Source organism: Sphingomonas sp. GM_Shp_2, from assembly GCF_026540875.1.
GTDB lineage: Bacteria > Pseudomonadota > Alphaproteobacteria > Sphingomonadales > Sphingomonadaceae > Sphingomonas > Sphingomonas carotinifaciens.
In genome coordinates this window covers 26969-47967 of record NZ_JALNUQ010000017.1, presented here as the reverse complement: position 1 = coordinate 47967, position 20999 = coordinate 26969, and the positions used below count along the sequence as shown (strand labels likewise).

The 20999-nt window shown below is 64.0% G+C and carries 16 protein-coding genes; 7 read left to right on the top strand and 9 right to left on the bottom strand.

Features of this window, described 5'->3' with window-relative positions:
• Window positions 1–3: 3 nt before the first annotated feature.
• The 4 genes from pelA to OXR08_RS08355 all read right to left on the bottom strand — a co-directional run bounded on the left by pelA (window position 4) and on the right by OXR08_RS08355 (window position 7695).
• Window positions 4–1278 carry a pectate lyase gene (pelA, locus tag OXR08_RS08370; RefSeq protein WP_240313546.1) on the bottom strand — a complete coding sequence of 425 codons (1275 nt, stop codon included), beginning with the start codon at window positions 1276–1278 and terminating at the stop codon, window positions 4–6.
• A complete protein-coding gene (locus OXR08_RS08365; RefSeq protein WP_267349284.1) occupies window positions 1275–2855 on the bottom strand; it encodes a family 43 glycosylhydrolase in 1581 nt (526 codons plus the stop codon). Before OXR08_RS08365 ends, pelA begins: the two co-directional genes overlap by 4 nt.
• Window positions 2852–4096, bottom strand: coding sequence for a family 43 glycosylhydrolase (locus OXR08_RS08360; protein ID WP_205411640.1), 1245 nt, complete (start codon window positions 4094–4096; stop codon window positions 2852–2854). The genes OXR08_RS08365 and OXR08_RS08360 overlap by 4 nt, the downstream gene beginning before the upstream one ends.
• An 83-nt stretch (window positions 4097–4179) precedes the next feature.
• Window positions 4180–7695, bottom strand: coding sequence for a TonB-dependent receptor (locus OXR08_RS08355; RefSeq protein WP_112383180.1), 3516 nt, complete (start codon window positions 7693–7695; stop codon window positions 4180–4182).
• Window positions 7696–8299: 604 nt separating this feature from the next.
• Here OXR08_RS08355 and OXR08_RS08350 point away from each other — a divergent pair.
• The 5 genes from OXR08_RS08350 (at window position 8300) to OXR08_RS08330 (ending at window position 14060) form a co-directional block, all read left to right on the top strand.
• The gene (locus tag OXR08_RS08350; protein WP_267349283.1) at window positions 8300–9409 is read left to right on the top strand and encodes a glycoside hydrolase family 43 protein; all 1110 of its coding nucleotides are present in this window, start codon (window positions 8300–8302) and stop codon (window positions 9407–9409) included.
• A gap of 40 nt (window positions 9410–9449) precedes the next feature.
• A complete protein-coding gene (locus tag OXR08_RS08345) occupies window positions 9450–11312 on the top strand; it encodes an NPCBM/NEW2 domain-containing protein (protein ID WP_267349282.1) in 1863 nt (620 codons plus the stop codon).
• A gap of 578 nt (window positions 11313–11890) precedes the next feature.
• On the top strand, window positions 11891–12328 hold the full coding sequence (locus OXR08_RS08340; protein WP_112383108.1) for a DUF983 domain-containing protein: 438 nt from the start codon (window positions 11891–11893) through the stop codon (window positions 12326–12328).
• Window positions 12321–12620, top strand: coding sequence for a hypothetical protein (locus OXR08_RS08335; protein WP_150131798.1), 300 nt, complete (start codon window positions 12321–12323; stop codon window positions 12618–12620). Before OXR08_RS08340 ends, OXR08_RS08335 begins: the two co-directional genes overlap by 8 nt.
• Window positions 12621–12662: 42 nt before the next feature.
• Window positions 12663–14060, top strand: coding sequence for a PLP-dependent aminotransferase family protein (locus OXR08_RS08330; RefSeq protein WP_240313547.1), 1398 nt, complete (start codon window positions 12663–12665; stop codon window positions 14058–14060).
• A gap of 421 nt (window positions 14061–14481) precedes the next feature.
• Here the strand turns inward: OXR08_RS08330 and OXR08_RS08325 are convergent, their stop codons facing one another.
• Window positions 14482–15444, bottom strand: a complete 963-nt coding sequence (locus OXR08_RS08325; RefSeq protein ID WP_267349281.1) for a LysR family transcriptional regulator — start codon at window positions 15442–15444, stop codon at window positions 14482–14484.
• A gap of 91 nt (window positions 15445–15535) precedes the next feature.
• Between OXR08_RS08325 and OXR08_RS08320 the strand changes: the two genes are divergently transcribed.
• Window positions 15536–16396 (top strand): aldo/keto reductase family oxidoreductase, encoded by an 861-nt coding sequence (locus OXR08_RS08320; protein ID WP_267349280.1) that lies wholly within the window; start codon window positions 15536–15538, stop codon window positions 16394–16396.
• A 615-nt stretch (window positions 16397–17011) separates the two neighbouring features.
• The gene (locus OXR08_RS08315) at window positions 17012–17437 is read left to right on the top strand and encodes a hemerythrin domain-containing protein (protein WP_112383113.1); all 426 of its coding nucleotides are present in this window, start codon (window positions 17012–17014) and stop codon (window positions 17435–17437) included.
• A 22-nt stretch (window positions 17438–17459) separates the two neighbouring features.
• Here OXR08_RS08315 and OXR08_RS08310 read toward each other — a convergent pair whose 3' ends face one another.
• The 4 genes from OXR08_RS08310 to OXR08_RS08295 all read right to left on the bottom strand — a co-directional run bounded on the left by OXR08_RS08310 (window position 17460) and on the right by OXR08_RS08295 (window position 20351).
• A complete protein-coding gene (locus tag OXR08_RS08310; RefSeq protein WP_112383114.1) occupies window positions 17460–19232 on the bottom strand; it encodes a sensor domain-containing phosphodiesterase in 1773 nt (590 codons plus the stop codon).
• A 230-nt stretch (window positions 19233–19462) separates the two neighbouring features.
• Window positions 19463–19735 carry a hypothetical protein gene (locus tag OXR08_RS08305; protein ID WP_112383115.1) on the bottom strand — a complete coding sequence of 91 codons (273 nt, stop codon included), beginning with the start codon at window positions 19733–19735 and terminating at the stop codon, window positions 19463–19465.
• A complete protein-coding gene (locus OXR08_RS08300) occupies window positions 19735–19908 on the bottom strand; it encodes a hypothetical protein (RefSeq protein ID WP_162844004.1) in 174 nt (57 codons plus the stop codon). Before OXR08_RS08300 ends, OXR08_RS08305 begins: the two co-directional genes overlap by 1 nt.
• A 185-nt stretch (window positions 19909–20093) precedes the next feature.
• Entirely contained in the window at window positions 20094–20351 is a 258-nt protein-coding gene (locus OXR08_RS08295; RefSeq protein WP_267349279.1) for a hypothetical protein, read from the bottom strand.
• Window positions 20352–20999: the final 648 nt, after the last annotated feature.

Below are 20999 nucleotides of genomic sequence, written 5' to 3'. Positions count from 1 at the left end.
GGCCTATTGCGGCAGCGGGTGCGCCTTGGCCCAGCGGTCGTAGCGCGCCAGCACCGCGGCCGGGCCGGTACCCCACCATTTATAGCCCTTGCGCCGCTCCAGGCTGACCGTGTTGACGTCGGTGCGCACCAGCCGGTCGCGATCACCGAATATCGGCGTGGCGGTGGCGATGTCGTAGAAGCGGGGCCAGAGCGGCCCGGCACCCGCACGCTGCTCCAGATGCGGGCCTTCCGGCCCCTCGCGCACCCAGACGACACCGGACACCGCATGCTCGCGCAGCCACGTGGCGCCGGCATGCACCGCCGCCACCATGCGCGGCGAAGGATCGGGCACGCGCATCAGCAACGCCAGCAGTCCGGCGCTTTCTTCGCTGGAGAGCGCCGCGGGCTCGAAATTGCGCGCCGCGGTGGGGGCCAGCGTCAGCACGTCATGTTGTTGACCCCAGATCGTGAGGCGTCCACCCACCCGCACTTGCGCGGCAAGCACGGCGTCGTATCCGCGAACCGCGGCCGCCCGTGCGCGATCGGCGAGGGCGGCGTCCACGAACGCGAAATCGCCCGTCCGCGCGCCGATGTCGCGCAGCAGTTCGATTACCTGCGCGACCGCATCGTCGTTGAAGGTCACCGCGTCGTGATAGCCCCCCATCAGTGGAAAGACCTGTGGCCAGCCGCCATTGGGATATTGCGCCGCCAACAGATACGCGACACCGCGAAGGAACGCGGCGCGATACGGCGTTCCTTGCCCCGGTGCCGCAGCGATCACGCGCGCCAGGAAACGCAGTTCCAGGATGGTCGCATTGTTGTCGATCGTGCCGACGAACGCCCAGTTTGTGGGGCCGGCGATGTCGCGCGCGGCACCGGGCACATCGGTCGCGGTATAGGCCTGCCCGCGTCGGCGCGGCGGACCATCGCGGTCCTGATTCTTGCCCCAGCCGCCGGCCGGCGTCTGGAAGCTGACGATGTTGTCCGCGACCAACCGGGCCTCGGTACCGCCATACCAGGCGGCAGGCTTGTCGAGCGGCATGCCCCCGCCACCCGACCGGCCATGCGGCACCGCCCCGGGCGCCGGCGCTCCGGCGCGCTCGGCGGCAAGCGCCGCCTTGTCCGCCGTCATCAGCCGCTGCGAACGCGCAAGATAGGCCCGCCACGGCGCCTGTTGCGCCAGGGGCAGCCCGGCGATCCGCGCCTCGGTCAGGGGCTGTGCGGGGGTGAAGCGCACCAGATCCTGCGCGAATGCCGGCTGGGCGAGCAGCGCGAGCGGGAGGAGGAGTGCCCTCACAGCGCGGCAAACCGGAAGTCGCGGAAACGGGCGGTGCCCTGCCCCGCCGAATAGAGACCCGGTCGCAGCATCAGAAATCCCCCGCGTACATTGTGGTGATATCCGGACACCTCCATCCCGCGATCGAACCGCGTCCATGTCGCCCCATCATCGCCGCTGGTGTGAAAGGACACGATGTGCCGGTCGTTGACGACGCGCAGGCGCATGCGGCGCCCATGGGGATTGGCCGGTCGCCCCCGCTCGATGCCATATTGATGCGTCACGAACCGCTTCTCGTCGAAGCCCAGCCCGCAATAGAGCTTGTCGTCATAGAACAGGATCAGCCCCGCGGTGCCGCCCGGCGGGATCTCGATATCGCATTCGAAGCGGTAGCCGGGGTCGCCCGCGATCAGCAGCAGCGGCGCGGAATCGGACGGCGCCTTGCCCCGCGCCTCCAGCAGCAGCGTCCTGTTCTCCACGCGTGCGCGACGCCGCTCGTCGGGTCCGGGGCGGAAGAAGTTCCATTTGGTACCATAGGCCAGCGTGGCGAAGTCATCGGACAGCGCCTGGCCATGGCGCACCGCCTGCCCGCCGCCCGGCTTCTTCATCGGCTGCGACAGGTCGCCACCCTTCATCCGGAACCAGCCGTCCGCGGTCCATTCGACGGGGTCGAGCAGCGTCTGCCGTCCCAGCGTCCAGAACCCGTTCTCATAGCCATGATAGACGGACCACCAGCTGCCGTCCGGGGCCTCCACCAGCGAGGCATGGCCGCGCGACCACCATTTCTCGTCCAGCGAGGTCGTGCGGACCAGCGGATTGCCCGGATGATGTTCCCACGGCCCGTCGATCGATCGCGACCGCGCCGCGATCACCATATGCCCGGTGGGCGGCCCGGCCGTCCCGCCCACCGCGGTGATCAGGTAGTAATACTCGCCATGCCGGAGGACTTTGGGTCCCTCCGGGCTGAATCCCTCGACGTCCCAGCTGTCCGGATAGCGCCAGGGATCGTAGACATGCTCGGGCGCGCCGACCGTCGACAGGCCGTCGGGCGCCAGCCGGATACGATCGCCACCCGACAGGAAAAGCCAGCGCGTGCCGTCCTCGCCCACCGCATGACCGGGATCGATATGGTTGGGCAGCTTCAGGTCGATCGGGTCGCTCCACGGTCCCTCGATCCGATCGGCCCAGATCACCCAGCTCGTGGTCGGGTTCTTGGTGGGAATGTAGAGGTAGTAGCGGCCCTTGTGCTTGCACAGCTCGGGTGCCCATACCGAGCCGATGTTGCGGGTGAGCGCAGCGGTCAGCGGCCGCCAGTTCACCAGATCGCGCGAATGCCAGATGACCAGACCCGGATAGGAGTCGAAGGTCGAGAAGGTCATATAGTAATCCCGCCCGTCCTTCAGGATGGTCGGATCGGGATGGTCTCCGGCCATCAGCGGATTGAGGAAACGGCCGTTGCCCAGATCGGGTATGCGCTGGTTGTCATAGCCGCGGGCGGGCGGCGGCGCGGGGGTGCGCTGTGCCTTCACGCCCGGCACAGCGATCAGCGAGGTGCCGAGCGCGGCGGTGGTCAAGGCTTCGCGTCGGTTGAGGGTCACGCGGTCACTCCTGCATCGAAGGGGCGGGTGGCGAACGGCTGTTCGCGGGTGAAGCGGATTCGGCCGTCCGCGTCGAAGGCGATGCGGGCGAGGCCCGGCATCTCCCGAAAGGGCGACGCCTGCGCATTGCCGAAGCATGTCACCCACCAGCGGCCCTGGTGATCGCGAAAAACGTTGCCCCCGCCGCAATCCGGCAGTTCGTGGCGATCCCGGTAGGGACCGGTAATGCGGTCGGCGGTCCACATCGCAAAGGAATAGCGATCGTCATAGCGGTCGACGACGCCAAGATGATAGCGGCCCTCCCGCTTGAACAGCGTGGCGCCCTCATAGCCGAAATGGCGCAAACCCTTTTTCGCACATTCCGCGCGGTGATGGCGCGGATCCAGGTCCCAGCCCTCCCCCGTCATCGGTTGCCACGCGCCGTCCAGACCCGACAGGTCGTCCTTCAGCCGCACGATCTCGTCCGCCGATCCCGCGGTCAGCCAGACCGAGCCATCGTCATCCTCGAACAGCGTGGCATCGATCCCGCCCCGGATCGGTGCGTCGGGCGAAAAGGCATGGACATAGGGCCCTTCCGCGCGCCCGCTGGTGGAGCGCAGGATGGCGAGCCCGGCGCGGCTCATCGAATGGCAGATCAGCCACTGGCTGCGGATATAGTGGATCTCCGGCGCCCATAGTGCCCGAAACGGCACGCCCTTGCGCATCCGCCAATGACGCTCCCACCGGCCGTCGCGCTCGATCGACCAGACGAGGCCGCGATACTCCCAATCCGCCAGGTCGCGCGACCGCCACAACTCGACGCCGTCGTTCATCGCCCAGATGTTGTCGCCCGTGGAACCGGTCATATAATACCAGCCGTCCGGGCCGGGGCGGACGATCGTGTCGCGGATATGGACATGATGGATGGGCCGCAGCGCGGGCATAACGCCCTGTCGCACGGCAAGGCCGCTTGCCGCGTCGGCCCACGGCGCCACCGGATAGGATCGTGCCGCCTCGCCCCGGTAGCGCACGTCGGGCAGCCCTGACACCCAGCCCTGCCCGATACTCGCATCCGTAGCAGGTCGGCCCGGACCACTGATGCCCGAGAATGGCCAATAGCCGCGCGCCGGCGCGGGCACGACGCGGCCGCTATCGTCGCCACCCGGATCGACCGGCTGGCCCGGCAGCGGCGCAGGACGATAGAACACATGCTGTGCCAGTGCAGGCGCCGCCCATATCGCCAATCCCCCACCGATCAGCATGCGCCGAGTGAACCGCGAAAATCCCCCTGCCGGCGCAAGGCAGGCAGGGGGCAGGCTCTCCCGGGAGGGGATGGGAGAGGGCATCAGAAACGGACCCGCGCACCGATGCGGTAGATCGGACCCGAGCTCGCATATTGCGTGACGGCATTCTGTGCCTGATAGGCATAGCGCTCGCTCAACTGGTTGGTCAGGTTGAGCCCCTCGGCGGTGACCGAGAACCAGTCGGTGAAGCGATAACTCATCGATGCATCGACATTGGTCGTATCGCGGCTGAAGACGAAATCGTTGACCAATGGCGCATCGCACGGCGTGCCCGCGACGGACGGATTGGCCGGATTGTTGGTCAGGCCCGGCCCGCACGATCCCGCTGCAATCGGATAGGTCGTCGAATAGCCCTTGCGATACGCGACGGACACGCGCGCGCGGAACCGGCTGGTTTCGTAGGATAGCGTCCCGTTCACCGCCTGCGGCGACACGCCCAGGAACGGTGCGCTGCCCGTGGTTTGCGGAATGGTCGCGGTGCCGGGGTCGAGAATGTAGCTGAGCTGCGACTTGATGTACGTATAGTTCAATTGAACGCCCAGGTTGCGCAGGATCCAGGGCAGGAACTTCAGCTCCTGCTGATAGCTCAGTTCGATACCGCGCAGGTACCCGCCCGGCGCGTCACGATATTGGCGTGCGTTGAACACGTAATCGTTGTTGATATAGTCGATCTGGAACTGGTTGGTGAACTGCGCCCGGATCGCCGCGGCGGTCGCGGCATCGACCAGTTGCGACAGCGGCGCCGCAAAGGATATCGTCTGCGGGAAGCTGGAGATGTCCTTGCTGAACCCGGCGACCGAGATCAGGCCGCCCGGTGCGAAATACCATTCCAGGCTGGCATCGAGATTAGTCGAGCGGAACGGCTGGAGCTTGGGGTTGCCGATCGTCAGCGTCGCGCCCGTGATGTCGCCCGTATTGGGTACGGAAATGCCGGTGATCGACGGCGACAGGTTGCCCAGCAGCGGGCGCGCCATGACCCGCGAGGCGCCGAAGCGGACGAGCACGTCGTCCAGCGGTTCGTAGACGATGTTCAGCGAGGGCAGGTAATCGGTGTAGCGGTTGGTACCGCGGATCGCCCGCCCGCCCGGCGTGGTGCCGTTCGAGGTGACGTCGGTGATCGCGATGCGCGTGCCCGCATTGCCGCGGAAGGGCCGGCCGAACAGCTCGCTGGTCCAGTCGAACTGTATGTAAAAGCCGGTATCCTTCTCCAGCACGTTGAAATTCTCACGCCCACCGTTGCGCTTGTTGGTCAGGCGCCAGTCACCCCATTTGTTCACGCAGTTGCAGGTGAAATCGTACAGGTTGTTGAACGCTTCGATGCTGGGTGCGTAGAAGCTGGATGCCGTGCCCTCCGGCACCTTCAACCCTTGCCCGAATTGGATGACCTGTCCGACGGCGGCGGCGTTGGTCCCTGCCTCCAGCAAGGTGGGATTGATCAGGTCGTTGTTGCGTTCGAACAATTCCGTCTCGAACTCATATTCGCGGTAGTTGCCGCCGAACCCGATGTTGAAATTCTCGTTGGCGCGCCAGTCGAAATCGATTTTTCCCTGCTTGTAGGTGTTCTTGACGAAACGCTCATAGTTGCGGATCGCCGAGAAGCCCTTCACTGTCTGCCAGTTGGAGGGATCGGCAACGTCGAAGCCAAAATCGATGACCGGCATGCCCCCGCCGCCACGCTCGTCATAGAGGAAGCGGCCGGGGGAATCCATGCGATTGAACTCCACCAGCAACCCTTGCGTGACGTTGGTGGATTCGGACATGCCACCGATGAATACGGCGCGCAGGTTGTCGCTGAAGTCATGTTCAAGCTGCATCGAACCTTGCTTGAACTTGGTGACATATTCGGACCGGTCGGCCGCGGACCGCAGATCGACATTGGTGGCGACGAGATAATCGACGTTTCCGTTGTTGACGTTGACGTCCTGGATCTTGACCGCGGGTCGCCCGATCAGCGAGCCGCGGAACGCCAGTCGATTGCTGGACGGGATGTAGCCCACCGAATTGGGATTGTTGTAATAGTCATAGGGATCGAGGTTGAACGGGTTGGTGCTGAAGATGTTGGAGGTCGTCGGGTCTCCCGCGGCAACCGCGCCGGGCGTGACGGCGGAGGGCGCCAGAACCGATCCCACAAGCTGCCCCTGCTGGTTCAGCGCGGTCGAAAAGGCCGGCGTGCTGCCGTAATTCTGCGTGCCGCAGTCTTGCGCCGCGACCAGGTCCGACCCGGCATTGGGCACGCACAGGCCGGGATAGAGCGCGCGCGCGGCCGACGGCGTCAGGGTATTGCCTGCGGTGTTGTACGTCGCGTTGGTGTTGTTGCGGTTCAGGCCGACCGCGGAGACCTGATAATAGGTGCTCTGGTTCTTGAAGCGCGAATAGGCCCCGTCGATGCTGAGCCGCGTGCGGTCCCCCACCTGCCATTGATAGGCGGCGGTCAGGCCCAACCGTTCGTTCTTGACGTTCTGCTGCTCGATTGCCGGCAAGGCGGGGAAGCGCACCGTCGAGTTGTCGAAACGGCCCGGCGTGTTGAAGGGGCTGCCCGGATACAGCTTGGCATAGGCCTCCGGGTTTGATCCGGTCAGTTGGGCGATCGCATCCGGATTGGTGATCGCGCTGCCGAAACTGGTGCCGGCCGGTGCCGCAAAGCCTGCACGCTGCGGGTTCTCGTTGCCGGCCCAGGTCGAGCCGCGATAGACGAAGTCGGACTGTCCGGCGCCGCGGCGATACTGGTCGAGTTCGTTCTCCGCCTTGCTATAGGCCGCGGAGACCAGCAGACCCATCTTGCCGTCGAAGAAGTTCTTTGAAACCAACCCGGCAAGACGCGGCGACCATTTGCCGCTATTCTCCTGGTAACTGCCCTCCGTCGACAGCGCGAACGCCCCCTTGCGATAGTCGAACGGACGGCCCGTCTGGAGGTCGATCGTCGCCCCCAGCGATCCCTCGTCCGTCTCCGCCGACGGCGTCTTCTGCACCTTCAACGAACTGAACAACTCCGACGCAAACGTGCTATAGTCGAAGGAGCGGCTGCGGTTGGGGCTGGTGCCGGCGTCGTTCGACCCGGCGGTCGCAAGCGCCTCCAGCCCGTTCAGGCGCGTGCGGTTGAAGTCGCCGCCAAGCCCGCGCACCGTGATCGAGCGCCCCTCCCCATTGTCGCGGTCGATCGATACGCCGGGCAGGCGCTGAAGTGACTCAGCCAGATTGTTGTCGGGAAAATCGGCAATATCCTCGGCGTTGATCGCATCGACCTGCACCGTCGCGGTACGCTTCTCGGTAATCGACTCGCGCAGCGATGCGCGGTAGCCGGTGACAACGATGTCTGCGGCGTTCGCCTCCGGATCTTCGGCTGCGGCCTGGGCGGTTGCGACGGGATCGACACCGGGCAGGCCGGCGATGGAGTCAGCCTGTCCGCCACTTACCTGAGGCGTCTGCCCCGGCGCGTTGCTCTGCGCGGGCGACCCCGGGGCGGCCGGATCGCGGGCCGGCGCAGACGCATCCTGTGCCATCGCCTGCCCGGCGACCACCAGCGCCAGCATGGACGCACCGAACGCGATGCGTGTCATCTTGTGCGAACCCTTCATCCCTTCGCTCCTCCCCATGGTTTCATGATGTGGTGCTTCCACATTCATGGATCTGCTTTATTGGTAACCGGTGTCAGACCACGATACGGCTCTGTTGGCCGTTTCGGCGATAAATAGGCCCACCGCTTATATCTTCAGGCTGATGCGAGACTTTTGGTGTTTGGTTTGCTTAGCGCAGACGTAGTCGCCTGCGGCACACGGTTATGGACCACCGTCGAGCATATGGACGTGCACGCTGTAGCAAGACATCCTCTCCCCTCAATCGTAACCGCTTACCCGATGGCCTTTTCCGCAGGCCGACTTGGTAACCGGTGTCAATGAAGCCATGTTCGGGCATGTCTGTCAACGCTCATTCGAGCGGACGTTGCATTATCGACAGGCTGGCTGGTCGCGCATGCCGCGCTCGTGTGGCTTCTTCTGGCAGCGAGAGTTCGGGACCATTATGGGATCCCTGGGGGGCGGTATCGGACGACCGCGTGGCACGCGGCCGTCGATTAGCAACTGGGGAACGACGAGCGAAACGATTGCATCGGCCGATTGACTTGTCAGACTATAAATCTAACGTTGAACTTAAAGGGGGGGCGCCGTGAGACTCTTTATCCATCCTACCGCCGTCGTTGCTGTCGCGCTCGCCACGACCTTGCTGCGGGCACCAGATCCACTGGCTGCGCGCGACACGCGCCAACTGGCCATCGTCGATAAAGCCGGTCTGACGAAGCCGCCGGCCGATCCCGGCAAGCGTAGCGCCTATCTGATGAGCTATTTCACGGACGAGGATCATTCGCTGCACTTAGCCACTTCGCGCGACGGATATCGCTTCACCGACGTGAATGGCGGCAAGGCCGTTCTGTCTGGCAGAAAGATCGCCGAGCAGAAGGGTATCCGCGACCCGCACATCATGCGCGGCCCCGATGGTGCCTTCTACCTGTCGATGACTGACCTGCACATCTTTGCCAAGCGCGAAGGATTGCGTGCGACCGATTGGGAGCGCCCCGAAGAGGAATATGGCTGGGGCAACAATCGCAACATGATCTTCATGAAGTCGCATGACCTGTTGCATTGGACGCTGGCACGGGTGACGACCGCCGATCTGTTCACCGAGTATCGCAACATCGGCAACAGCTGGGCACCAGAGACGATCTACGACCCGCAGCAACGCAAGCTGATGGTGTATTACACCACTCGCGATGGCAACGGACCCAACTACCTAGTCTATTCCTACGCCGATCCCGACTTTACGACGCTGACCGCGGTCCCGCGCAAGTTGTTTTCGTATCCGGATCCCAAGGTCAATGTGATCGACGCCGACATCACCAAGGTCGGCAACCGATATCACATGTTCTATGTTGCCCATACCGCCCCCGGAAACATCCGCCATGCCGTATCCAGCCGGATCAATACCGGTTGGAGCTATGAGCCCGGCAAGGTCGATCACGAGCAACATGCCTCGGAAGCACCGACGCTTTGGCGGCGCTACAACACCAACACCTATGTGTTGATGTACGACGTTTTCGGGATCAAGCCGAACAATATGGGTTTCGCCGAGACGAAGGACTTCGTCACGTTCAAGCCGCTGGGCCGCTTCAACGATGCAGGTTCACCGATGAAGGCGACGAACTTCACACGACCCAAACACGGCGCCGTCGTTGCCATCACGGAACGTGAGGCGGAGCGGCTGGAGCATTTCTTCCAATAGCACGGCCGTGTAGCTGCAACGAAAAAGGTGGGGGGGAACTATGCGGAAACATAAAATCCGGTCGGGAATGATCGGGCTTGCTTTGATATTGGCCCCCAGCATCGCCCAGGCGCAATCCGCCGATCCCCTGGCCCCGACCGGCAGATGGACCGCGAACACCGATGGGCAGGCCGCGACGCCGCCAATGGGGTGGAATTCGTGGAACGCGTTCTTCACCGACATGGACGAGGAGAAAGTCCTTGCCTCGGCTCAGAAGATCGTCAGCAGCGGGCTTGCCGCCAAGGGCTATCGCTACATCAACCTGGACGAGGGCTGGTGGGAAAAGCGCCGGGAAGATGGCCGGATGCTGGTTCGTACCGAGAAGTTTCCCTCCGCCCGTACCGACGATGGCAGTACATCGTTCCGCCCGTTCACGGACCGATTGCACGCGATGGGATTGAAGGCCGGGCTTTACAGCGATCTGGGCCGCAACACGTGCGCCCAGGCCTATATGCCGGATGAACCGAACCTTCCCCGCGGCAATGTGCGGGAGCGGGAGGTTGGGCTGTACGGCCATATCGACCGTGACATCGGACTGTATTTTGGCGAATGGGGCTTCGATTACATCAAGATCGATGGCTGCGGCCTGCGCGCCTATGGCCCGGACAGTGCTTTGGTGAAATCCGGTCGCTACCGCGAGCTCTACCCCATTCTCGACCTTCGCGATGTCAACAAGTCCGACATTCCTGCCGTGCGCAACCTGTTCGAGCAGGTAAAGGTCGCACTTGCCCGGCATGCTTCCGACGGTGACTATCTGCTGTCGCTTTGCATCTGGGGTTCGGCCAATGTACGATCCTGGGGCAAGGATGTCGGCAATATCTCGCGGACGAGCGATGATATCGCTCCGCGCTGGGATGCGCTGCTCACTAACTTCGATACGGCCGCCACGCGCGCGCTGTATGCGCATCCCGGCTCCTGGAACGATCCGGACATGCTGTTCATCGGCAAGGGTGATTTCGACGAAAACCATCTGGTCGAAGCACAATCGCATTTCGCGCTTTGGGCGATGCTCAACGCACCGCTTCTGATCGGCACGGATCTTCGCAAGACGCCGCCTTTGCTGATGGACGTTTTCGGCAATGACCGCCTGATCGCGATCAACCAGGATAGGGGCGGTCATCAGGCGGTCGTCGTGGATCGTCAGGGCGATATCCAGACGCTGGTGAAGACGCTGGCCAATGGTGACAAGGCGGTAGCAATCCTCAATCGCGGATCGACATCCCAGGATGCCACGCTGAACGCCGCGCAATTGAAGTTCCGGAACGATGCGCCCGTGCGGTTGGTCGATTTATGGAACGGGACCGCAGTCGACTTTACGGGCGAGCGGAGCTTTCGCCTTGCGCCGCATCAGACCCTCGTCTTCCGCGCCAACGGCGCCCGCAGCCTGACGGACGGCATGTATCTGTCGGAACTGCCCGGCGTCGTGAACCCGGCCGTCGATGGCGTCGTTCGACCCAAACCCGATCCTACGATAGATCCGCCCATCTATGCCGGTTGGGGCGGGGCCCAGGCGGATCGCACACCCTATGGCCACGGGTTGCAGGTCGCCGGCCGGCACTTTGTCAACGGTATCGGTATTCTCTCCAATTCCCGCCTGGAGGTAAAGAACCAGCACTACCGGCGGCTGACCGTTTCGGTGGGGGTCGATAACTCCGCAACCGACGCGAAGCGCCCCGTGACCTTCATCATCTACGGCGACGGGCGCCCATTAGCCAGGAGCGCAGCGCTGCGTCGAGGGGATGCGGCGCAAGACTTGGCGGTGAATACGTCGGGCGTGAAGCTTCTCGAACTCGTCGCCCGTTCTGAGGGCACGGACAATGAAGCGCTGCCGGTAACTTGGGGCGATGCGGCATTTCGGCGTTGATCTTTCTACGCATGACCTGATGGGTTGGTCATCGTCATGTGCCATGAGAACGTCGGCCCTCATCGGGTAGCGATAGCTCGGTCGATCCTGAGGTGATCGAACATGCGCTCGATGCGGTTGCGCTGCTTGTAGCGGGTCCGGTCATGCTCGATCTTCAATCGCGCGGCGCATCCGTCACGGGGCGCCGCCAGAATTTGCCGTTGATCATCGCGCGGCCTTGGCCGGCAGGCCTGCGCCGACGATCGGCAGCAGACCCTTCAGGATGCGTGATTCCCCCCGGTGAGATCACCCCGGCGTAAATCTGCCTCCAAACGCCGGCGCCGAAGCAGCGACCGATCGGGACGCCGACGTGGAAAGGCTTGCCGGATCCCAGCGATCCGACAAAGTGGCCCTGACGGCCTCCTCCAACGCAGTCTGGTGAACTTGCGGGCGGTGTCGCCTTCTATACGCACGCCGAGTGGCCCACTTTGCCATCGAAGTTCGAACGAGCAGCAGCACCGGCCGACAGACAAGCGAGTAGGATTTCCCATCCACACCGTTTATGTACGGCTACATATTCCATGCAATTGAGTCGAACCATGCAGCAGCTTCCCGGCAATGACGCGTTTCGATGGATCCTGAAAACCGGCTGGAAAGGGCTTTGCCCTCGGTGTGGCAAGGGTCACATGTTCAAGTCATGGCTGAAAGTGGCAGACACGTGCGACGTCTGCGGCTTGAGTTATCGCTTCGCGGCACCGGACGATGGACCAGCGTTCTTCTCGCTCTGCATCGTCGCATTCCCGCTGGCATTTATCGTCGTCTGGATCCAGGTAGCGTTTGAGCCACCATGGTGGGTTCATCTGCTGACCTCGTTCCCCCTGATGCTGATCGGTTGCCTGTTGCCGCTGCGCCCGATCAAGGGCTGGCTCGTCGCCTCGCAATATGTGAACCGTGCACAGGAGGCAGGGACCGGAGGGCTTTGGGCCAAGTTGCACGGCCGCGAGGCCGGAGATAACCGGACCGACTTCGATGATTGAAAAGGCGCGACAGGTTGCTGCCGGGTTCCTTGAGCGAGGCGGTCATGTGCAGGCTGCGCATCTGGTCAAAGCCGGCGGGGCGGACGATTTTGCAGAGGTACGTGTCGCGCTTGCCGCGTTGGAGCACAGCCGAAGCCGGTTGACGCTGCTCGAGCGAACGCTGCGATGTTACGCGGATCCGACATTCTGGGATGACGAGATGCCGGAAGCCTCGCTCGCCTACCACGACAAGGGGGCGATGGCGCGGTCAGCGCTGACGGGGAAGGAGTTGTTCGCGCAACATCGCGATTGACGACAACGCCAAAGCGCACACGGATTGTATGCAGACTGCACCATGAAGAACGCCATGCAAAGCTGGACCCCCACGCTCGATCAGATCGCCGGCCCCAAATATCTTGCCATCGCGGAGGCGCTGGCCGGCGACATCCAGGGCGGGCGACTGGCCGAAGGAACGCGCCTGCCGCCACAGCGCGCACTGGCCGAGACGCTGGGGGTCGATCTGACCACCGTCACTCGCGCCTATGGCGAAGTCCAGCGCCTAGGGCTTATCGAGGGCAGCGGGCGACGCGGCAGTTTCGTGCGGCGCAAGGCGGCGGCCGACCCCGCCGCGGTTCGCTCGGATGCGTCCGATACCGGCATGAACGCCCCCCCGGAACTGGAGGACGGCCTTTTGGCGGTGGCTTTCCGTCGCGCTCTGGACGCGGTTTTGACGCAGTCGGGCGCGGCCGGTGCCTTCCACTATCAACCGAGCGGCGGACTGCCGATCGCGCGGGAAGCCGGTGCCGACCTGCTCGGCGGGCGCGGCGTCATCTGCGACGCCGACACCATGTTGGTGACCTCGGGTGGCCAGCATGCGCTGCATGCCGTTGTCAGCGCCGAACTTCACCCCGGCGACGTCGTGGCGGTGGCCGCCCACATCTATCCCGGCTTCCTGGCCCTGGCGCGGCGGTACGGGCTGCGTCTGGCCGTCGTCGCTTCGGACGAAGAGGGGATCGATCCGCGCGACCTCGACGCGGTATGTCGCGGCAACGCCGTGCGCGCGCTGTATGTCGTGCCGACCAACGACAACCCGACCACCGCCACGATGGGATCGGAACGACGTGCCGCCCTGGCGGCCATGGCCGAGCGTCACGGCCTCATCGTCATCGAGGACGATGCTTACGGCCTGCTGCCGGCGCGTCCGCTGCCACCGATCGCCTCGCTGGCACCCGATCGGACGTGGCATATCGCCAGCGTGTCGAAGATCCTGGCGCCCGGTCTGCGCGTCGCCTGGTTGCGGGCGCCGAGCGTGTCGCGGGCTTGGCGGCTGGCCGCCGATATCCATGAAACGGCGATCATGGCGCCGCCGCTGAACGCCGCGGTCGTTGCCGAATGGATCGGCACGGGGGTTTTCGGCCAGCTAATCGCTGCGGTGCGCTCACAGGCACAGGCGAGGCAGGCGATCGTGGCGTCGTGCCTTGGTGCGGCGACGGTCCATGCACAGCCCGAAGGGTATCATTTCTGGATGCCGCTTTCGCGCGACGTCGACACGGCGCACGTGATCAGCGCGCTGCGGCCTCATGGCCTGTCGGTCGTGGCCGGTGATGCTTTCGCCGTCGATCGCACGTCGGTCACGCCGGCGCTGCGGGTATCCATCGGTGGCGCCATCACGCGCGATCGACTGGAGCGGAGCCTGCGGCTGCTGGACGCACTGACCGGCCCGGACGCCACCAGGAAAGTGCCGCTGGTATGACGACGGCCCGATCATATCCCCTCATTCAAGGGTTTCGTCATGGCTGACGAAGCACTTTTCCCTGCGGGCGTGCGTTGCGCGAGCACCGTCTCCATTACCTTCGTCTTTCCCGCTTCCTAGATCAGGCCGGCCTGATCGTGTCCGAGTGCTCGGGTGCCAAACTCGCTCAACCCGTTCGCCGCGCGCGAACGGGTGTTCAGCGGCTCTGCCCAAATCTATCGTGCGTGACGGGCCCACCGCACGCGGCTGGTGCCAGTTGCCGCGCCGCAGCACTATGGCGACGTGCTGCACAACATGAGCGCATCGTTCCACTTCACCGAACGGCTGGCGCTGCGCCTTCTCGACCCAGAACGCTACATTCGCAAGCTGATCGCCACTAACGGACTTCAGCCATTCCTTCAGCGTGACGCCTGCGCTTCGTTTATTGCCCTCTCGTCGGGCTTGGCTGCGACGTGTTTCCATGCTGCGCAGGATCGATGCCTGGATTTCGCGTACGGATAAATTCAAGAAAGGCACGCAGCGGTGGCGGCACCAGACGGCGGCCGGAATAATATAGAAACGGACCGGGAAAGGACTGCCACCAGTCCGGCAGCACCGGTTCGAGCGTACCGCCCTTCAGTGCTGGCGCGAGCCAGTCCTCGAACAGATAGATGATCCCCCCGCCCGCGACCGCGACATCAACGAGGAGACCGATCGCGCCTGAAACGCTGGCGATCAACGGCCCTTGCGGCTCGATCCGCACGACCTCGCCGTTGTGCTCGAACTCCCATGGACTGGTGAGCGCGCCACTGGTGAACCGCCCGCGAAGGCAGGCGTGGTCCAGCAGTTCGCGTGGGTGGCTCGGGCGCCCCCGCACGTCGAGATAACCGGGTGCTGCCGCGGTGGCGAAGCGCTGGATGCGTGGGCCGATCGGTACCGCGATCATGTCCTGCTCCAGCCGCTCGTCGTAACGGATACCGGCGTCACAGCCCGATGCCACCATGTCGACAAAACCATCCTCGGCAACGATCTCGACCTGAATGTCGGGATAAGCGGCGAGGAAGCCGGGCAGGATCGCCGGCAGCACCAGCTTCGCTGCGCTGACCGGCACATTGAGCCTGAGCGTGCCCGCCGGCCGGTCGCGGAACAGGTTGACGACGTCGAGCGCCGCCTCGACCTCACCCAGCGCCGGCGCCAGCCGTTCGATCAGCCGCATCCCCGCCTCGGTCGGCACGACACTGCGCGTGGTGCGATGGAGCAGGCGGACGCCCAGCCGCGTCTCCAGCCGCCGCACCGCGTCGCTCAGCGTCGAGGCACTGGCTCCACAGACACGCGCCGCATCGCGAAATCCGTGCGCCTGTGCGACCGCCACGAATGCGTTCAGATCGGCAAGATCAGCCTTCATCGTTCGGTTTTCCGTACAACCCGTTCGGATCACTCCGGCTTATCGCGATGATCCGCAAGCCGTATTTCCGGAACAGCACAGGAGAATGACGATGACCGATCAGGCAGGCACCTACTCCTTCGCCGGGCGCGACGTGAAGCGGCTCGGCTACGGCGCGATGCAGCTGGCGGGTCCCGGCGTGTTCGGACCGCCGCGCGACCACGATGCTGCGCTGGCCGTCTTGCGCGCAGCCGTAAAGGCGGGCGTCAACCACATCGACACCAGCGACTTTTACGGCCCGCACGTCACCAACCGGCTGATCCGCGAGGCGCTGGCGCCCTACCCCCACGACCTGCTGATCGTGACCAAGATTGGCGCACGTCGCGGCGACGATGCGTCATGGCTACCGGCGTTCCAAGCGGACGAACTGGCGCGCGCCGTCGATGACAATCTGAAGAACCTCGGGCTGGAGGCACTCGACGTCGTCAACCTGCGCCTGATGTTTGATGTCCACGGGCCGGCGGAAGGATCGCTCGCCAGGCCGCTGAAGGCGGTGAAGGACCTCCAGCGGCAGGGGCTGGTGCGGCACATCGGCCTCAGCAATGTCACGCCGACGCAGTTCGAGGAAGCCCGCGGCATCGCCGAGATCGTCTGCGTCCAGAACCAGTACAACCTTGCCCACCGCGACGACGACGCCTTCATCGACGCGCTGGCGGCGGAAGGTGTCGCCTATGTGCCCTTCTTCCCGCTCGGCGGGTTCAGCCCGCTCCAGTCGGCGGCACTCTCCGACGTGGCGGCACGGCTTGAGGCGACGCCGATGCAGGTGGCGCTCGCCTGGCTGCTCCAGCGCTCGCCCAATATCCTGCTGATCCCGGGCACGTCGTCGGTCGCGCATCTCCATGAAAACCTCTCCGCGGCATCCCTCACGCTACCCGAAGACACCGTGGCGGAACTCGACGCGATCGGCGATTAACCGGAACGGGTGGCGAGCGCCGCGAAAAGCATGGTCGGCGTCATCATGCCGCCCCCTCATCCACAGGACGCTGCGACGACCCGGCCCTCAGCGATTGTCACCGTGACGCGCTCCTGGCGGTAATCCTTCGTGGTTGGATCACCCGGAGCGATGCGCCTGACGATCGAGCTACCCGTGCTTTGCAGGATGGTGGCATCATCGGGTGCATCCTTGCCAACAAGTGTTGTGGCACTCGCCGGCCGACAGACGGCGGGTGGCGGCGCGCTGCTGCCGGTTGACGCGCAGGCGCCAAGTCCAGCCAGGCCCAACAGGGTAGTCAGTCTCCCAATCGTGTTCGCCGTGATCATCATATCTCCATCCGCAAGAAATGCCCCGGCTTTCATGGCGGGACCCTTCTGAATGCCAGACGGAGGCAGGCAGGCTTGACCTTGCCGATGGCATCATGATCGACGGCCATCGCCGTCGACGGACTGGGAGCTTGGTACCCAAGGCAACATTTGCTCGGACCGGCCGATACCGGATGGCGTTCCTGCCGCAAAACCGCATCGTAAATGCTTGGATATAAAACCGATTTGAGAGCGTTTTGATGCGCATTCAACGGTACAAGGCGGCTACATGGATTATCAGGAGCTCATCGACGATCACGATCAGATCGATGAGCTAGCCCGCCAACTGGAAGCGGTTGCCAAGGGTGATCGCTCGAATGAGCAGCTGGCCGACCAGCTGCTGAGCAAGCTGGAAAGCGTGGTCGCGCTGCACCTGCACAAGGAAGACAGCTTCATCTATCCCAGAATAGCAGCCTCGGTCGATCCCGCCAACGCGCAGGACCTCATCACGGAGTTCGAACAGATCAAGCATGACTGGCAGGCGTATCTGGGCGCCTGGAGGGATGGCCAGGCCCGGGAAGACTGGGAGGCATTCCGGACCTCGACCATCGGCATGCTCGCCAGACTGCGCGTGCGCGTGATGAAGGAAACCGGGCTGCTCTATGGCATGGCCATGCGCGAGGGGCTGATCGATATGCGGCCAGCCGGGCGATAGCCGCTGGCCGCACGAGTGTCGATCAGGCAGCTTCCGGTCTGCGCGCCCCCAGCCACTCGACAAAGGCTGCAGCCTCCATGGGTCGCCCGAACCAGAAACCTTGCGCCTCTTCGCAACCGAGTTGGACCAGCATGTCCGCGGCTGCTTGCGTCTCGATGCCCTCGGCGACGACGCGGTAGCCAAGCTTGTGGGCCAGGCCGATCATCGTCTCGACCAGCACGAAATCCGATCCTTGTGCCTGGGTCAGGTTACGGATGAAGAGCTGATCGATCTTGACGACGCGGGCCGGCAACCGCTGGAGATAGGCCAGGCTGCTATGGCCCGTGCCGAAATCGTCGATCGCCAGGCAGATGCCGGCGTCCGCCATGTCGTGCAGCATGGCGAGGGCCTGTTCGGGCTGCGCCATGATCGCACTCTCGGTCAGTTCGATCTCCAGCTGCCCGGTCTGTAGCCCCCGACGCAGCAGTCCGGACCGAATGCGGTCGATCAGATCGGTTTCGGCAAGGTTGGTCGCCGAAATGTTCACCGAAACGGTAAGCGCCCCTCCCATCCGCCAGTTCGCCAGCTGGTCCATCGCCGTGTCGAGCACCCACTGGGTCGTCGCCCGTGCCAGCGACGTCTGCTCGATGATCGGAATGAACTCGGCCGGCGATACTTCGCCAAGGCGCGGATGCCGCCAGCGCAGCAAGGCTTCGGCGCCGACACAACGACCCGTGGCAAGATCGATGCGCGGTTGAAAGGCCAATTGCAACTGATCGCCAGCCTCCAGCGCCGTGCCGAAATCACGCAACAGGCCATATTGACGGCGATGCGCGGTGTCATTCGCTGAGGAATAGGTCGCGACCGACCCGTCAACGCTTCTGGCGTCCTGTGCAGCGCTGACCGCCCCGCGCAGCACGTCATCCGCGGACATCTTGCCCAGGATAAAGGGCCTGACGCCGATTGCGACGTTGGTGACGAAGCGGACCGAGGAGGAGGAGCGGATCGCGGCAAAGGCCGATCGCAGCTCCTCCATATAGGCGACCTGCTCAACGCCGGCAGGCGATAGGAAGGCGAATTGGGCAGAGCCGACATGATAGGCCGCCCGTCCCGGCCCGAGCGCCGCGCGCAGCGACCGCGTTGCTTCGCGGATCATCTCGTCGACGCGCGCACCGCCCATGACGCGCGCGATACGGCTGATCTGGTCGTCGCGCGCCAGATCGACGACCACGGCCAGCCGCTCCTCGCCCGGATGCTCGCGCGCCATATCGATGAGATCATCGCGGAACTGGTTGCGGGTCGCCAGGCCGCTTACCGGATCGACGCGCCCAAAGGCATGTTGCAGTTCGATCTGCGCCATCACCATGGCCGCCAGATCGACGAGCGCCGACAACTCCGTCGAGCTGATCTGCCGCGGTTCGCTGCCCAGCACGCACAGGGCCCCCAGACCATAACCGTCGCTCGTGATCAGCGGTGCGCCGGCATAAAAGCGCGTCCCCGCACGGCCAAGCACACTATCGGCATAGCAGGGGTTCGCGGCCATATCTTCGATGACGAGTGGCTCGGTCGATTCCGCGACCTGTGCGCAGGGTGCCTTGTCGCGTGGGATACTGCAGTGATCGACACCGACGCGCGACTTGAACCATTGCCGGTCCCGATCAGTCAGCGAAACCGCAGCGACCGGAAGCCCGAAGATCTGGCTGGCCATCCTCGTGATGCGGTCGAAGCTTTCACTGGGCGACGTATCCAGGAGCTTGAGCTGGTACAAGGCGTCGAGCCGGGCTTCTTCCCTGTAATCGTGCGCATGGTGAATCATCGCCCATGAGATAGGCCCAATTCATTAATGCTTTAGCCGCCTCGCGCCGGTATGAATCCCGGGTCATGTTTGCAATGGTGCCTGTGGTGTATCCACGGTACGCAAGGCGACCCACACGCCGCGATCGAGCGGTGGGCCAGCGCAGCCAGAGAAGCGGCGTGCCCGGATGTCGGTTCTGCTGGTAAAACGGATCCTATCTCGAAACCGGATCATCAAGCAGGCCGATGGCGCTACGGCTGTACGGTCGCGACCGTCTTCAATTCCGTTAGGACCCGAAGCAATCCCTCGTCACTTGCGACGGCGATATCGATCGGCCGGGCGCCCAACGCGACGTTATGGGTGTTTATGAAGGTGACGGCTGCCGCGCTTTCTCGAAGATGGTGCCACGCACTCTGGGCCAAGGCGGCCTGCCTGCGCATCGCGTTCGGCTCCATTCGCTTCGCGTCATTGGCACGAAACCGACGGGTACGGCTCTGCGGCTTGGCCTCGATGACTGTGTCCATCACAGAGCCACCAGTGGCCGAAGGCCGTCGCGGGCATGCTTTGTCAGCTCGCTGATCTGAGAGGCATATCCCCGGACCAGTCCGTTGTGCGCGTGCCGGGCTTCGGGCGAACCCGCCGCATTCGAGCGCATCAGCGAGACCTGATGCCGATGAAGGAGGTAGTTGAGATCCATAGATGCATCCCTGCTTGTAAGCGGGAGCACGACGGTCTCTCAGCCGCTGCCGCTTACGAGCGGGTGACAGCGATGATCCGTAGATGGGGATGAAGGTGGCCGAATCCTAGGGTAGCGCTGCAACGACGGACATCGGGCCACGCTACCAAGGGTCGGCGAGCGCTCACTTGATGATAGGTGCCGGACTAACGTGTCGTCCGGCTTGCGGTGATCGGGATGGAAGCACGACCGACACGCGCTGTCGCGACCTCGTCGGGATGGCTGTCTGCCTGTTCGGTATGCCGTGTGTCGTACAGCCGGCGCAGGATCAGGGCGAGATCGCGTTCCGTCAGCTGCGATGACGCGTCGATCAGGACACCTTCCGGCAAGGGTTCCACAAACGCGGCCAACCGGTTGCAGGCTGCCCCGAGCTCGGGATCGAAGGTATCGTCAAACTTGGCCATGCGCGTCAAAATATGCCGTCCATGGGCGCTCGCAAGAGCCGGGAACACGACATTTCGGGACTTACCGGGAGCGCGCCTCCGCAGGCCGCGGCCAATATTTACTGACGACGGTGGTCGCACCTGATAAACACTGGCGATTGCTATGGTTAACCTGATGGTAAGGCAGCAGAATATCGACGCCGATGCTGGCGAGGTCGACCCCTGTCACAGCGGAAATGCGCTTCCAAACTGTCGGCTTCGAGGCTTGCTGGAAAATCCTGATGACGATGATGATGCTTATCGCGGTCTTGGCCGGTATCGGGGTGCTGGCTTGCGTGGGGGTCGTGGTGCTGGACGCCGTACGTCAGCGGCAACTGCGCGCCTGGCGGGATGAGTATAGAGCACGCGGCGGGTTGGGCGGTGCGCTATATCGACGCTGGCGAGGTACCCCACGGTTGACCTATCGGGATGACGACTGAGCCGAGGCGATGGCATTTATGGCATCGGCCACGATCATCCGCATCATGGATGAGGCGCAGGCGGTCGATCGAGTCACCCGCTAAGTCCACCGGAATGTCATCCATTGGCCGCGACGCCCGTCATTCCGACGACGACCCTCCTGCATGCCGGGAAACGAGCGTGCTTCGCTCTCCATGCCGTGGTGGCAAT

Excerpts from the sequence above, each read along its gene's own strand:
- OXR08_RS08335 (WP_150131798.1), top strand. The coding sequence starts at position 12,321 with ATGATTGAAAAGGCGCGACAGGTTGCTGCCGGGTTCCTTGAGCGAGGC.
- OXR08_RS08305 (WP_112383115.1), bottom strand. The coding sequence starts at position 19,735 with ATGGACACAGTCATCGAGGCCAAGCCGCAGAGCCGTACCCGTCGGTTT.
- OXR08_RS08320 (WP_267349280.1), top strand. The coding sequence starts at position 15,536 with ATGACCGATCAGGCAGGCACCTACTCCTTCGCCGGGCGCGACGTGAAG.
- OXR08_RS08345 (WP_267349282.1), top strand. The coding sequence starts at position 9,450 with ATGCGGAAACATAAAATCCGGTCGGGAATGATCGGGCTTGCTTTGATA.
- OXR08_RS08300 (WP_162844004.1), bottom strand. The coding sequence starts at position 19,908 with ATGGATCTCAACTACCTCCTTCATCGGCATCAGGTCTCGCTGATGCGC.
- OXR08_RS08330 (WP_240313547.1), top strand. The coding sequence starts at position 12,663 with ATGAAGAACGCCATGCAAAGCTGGACCCCCACGCTCGATCAGATCGCC.
- OXR08_RS08295 (WP_267349279.1), bottom strand. The coding sequence starts at position 20,351 with ATGGCCAAGTTTGACGATACCTTCGATCCCGAGCTCGGGGCAGCCTGC.
- OXR08_RS08325 (WP_267349281.1), bottom strand. The coding sequence starts at position 15,444 with ATGAAGGCTGATCTTGCCGATCTGAACGCATTCGTGGCGGTCGCACAG.
- OXR08_RS08355 (WP_112383180.1), bottom strand. The coding sequence starts at position 7,695 with ATGACACGCATCGCGTTCGGTGCGTCCATGCTGGCGCTGGTGGTCGCC.
- OXR08_RS08340 (WP_112383108.1), top strand. The coding sequence starts at position 11,891 with ATGCAGCAGCTTCCCGGCAATGACGCGTTTCGATGGATCCTGAAAACC.
- OXR08_RS08360 (WP_205411640.1), bottom strand. The coding sequence starts at position 4,096 with ATGCTGATCGGTGGGGGATTGGCGATATGGGCGGCGCCTGCACTGGCA.
- OXR08_RS08310 (WP_112383114.1), bottom strand. The coding sequence starts at position 19,232 with ATGATTCACCATGCGCACGATTACAGGGAAGAAGCCCGGCTCGACGCC.
- OXR08_RS08315 (WP_112383113.1), top strand. The coding sequence starts at position 17,012 with ATGGATTATCAGGAGCTCATCGACGATCACGATCAGATCGATGAGCTA.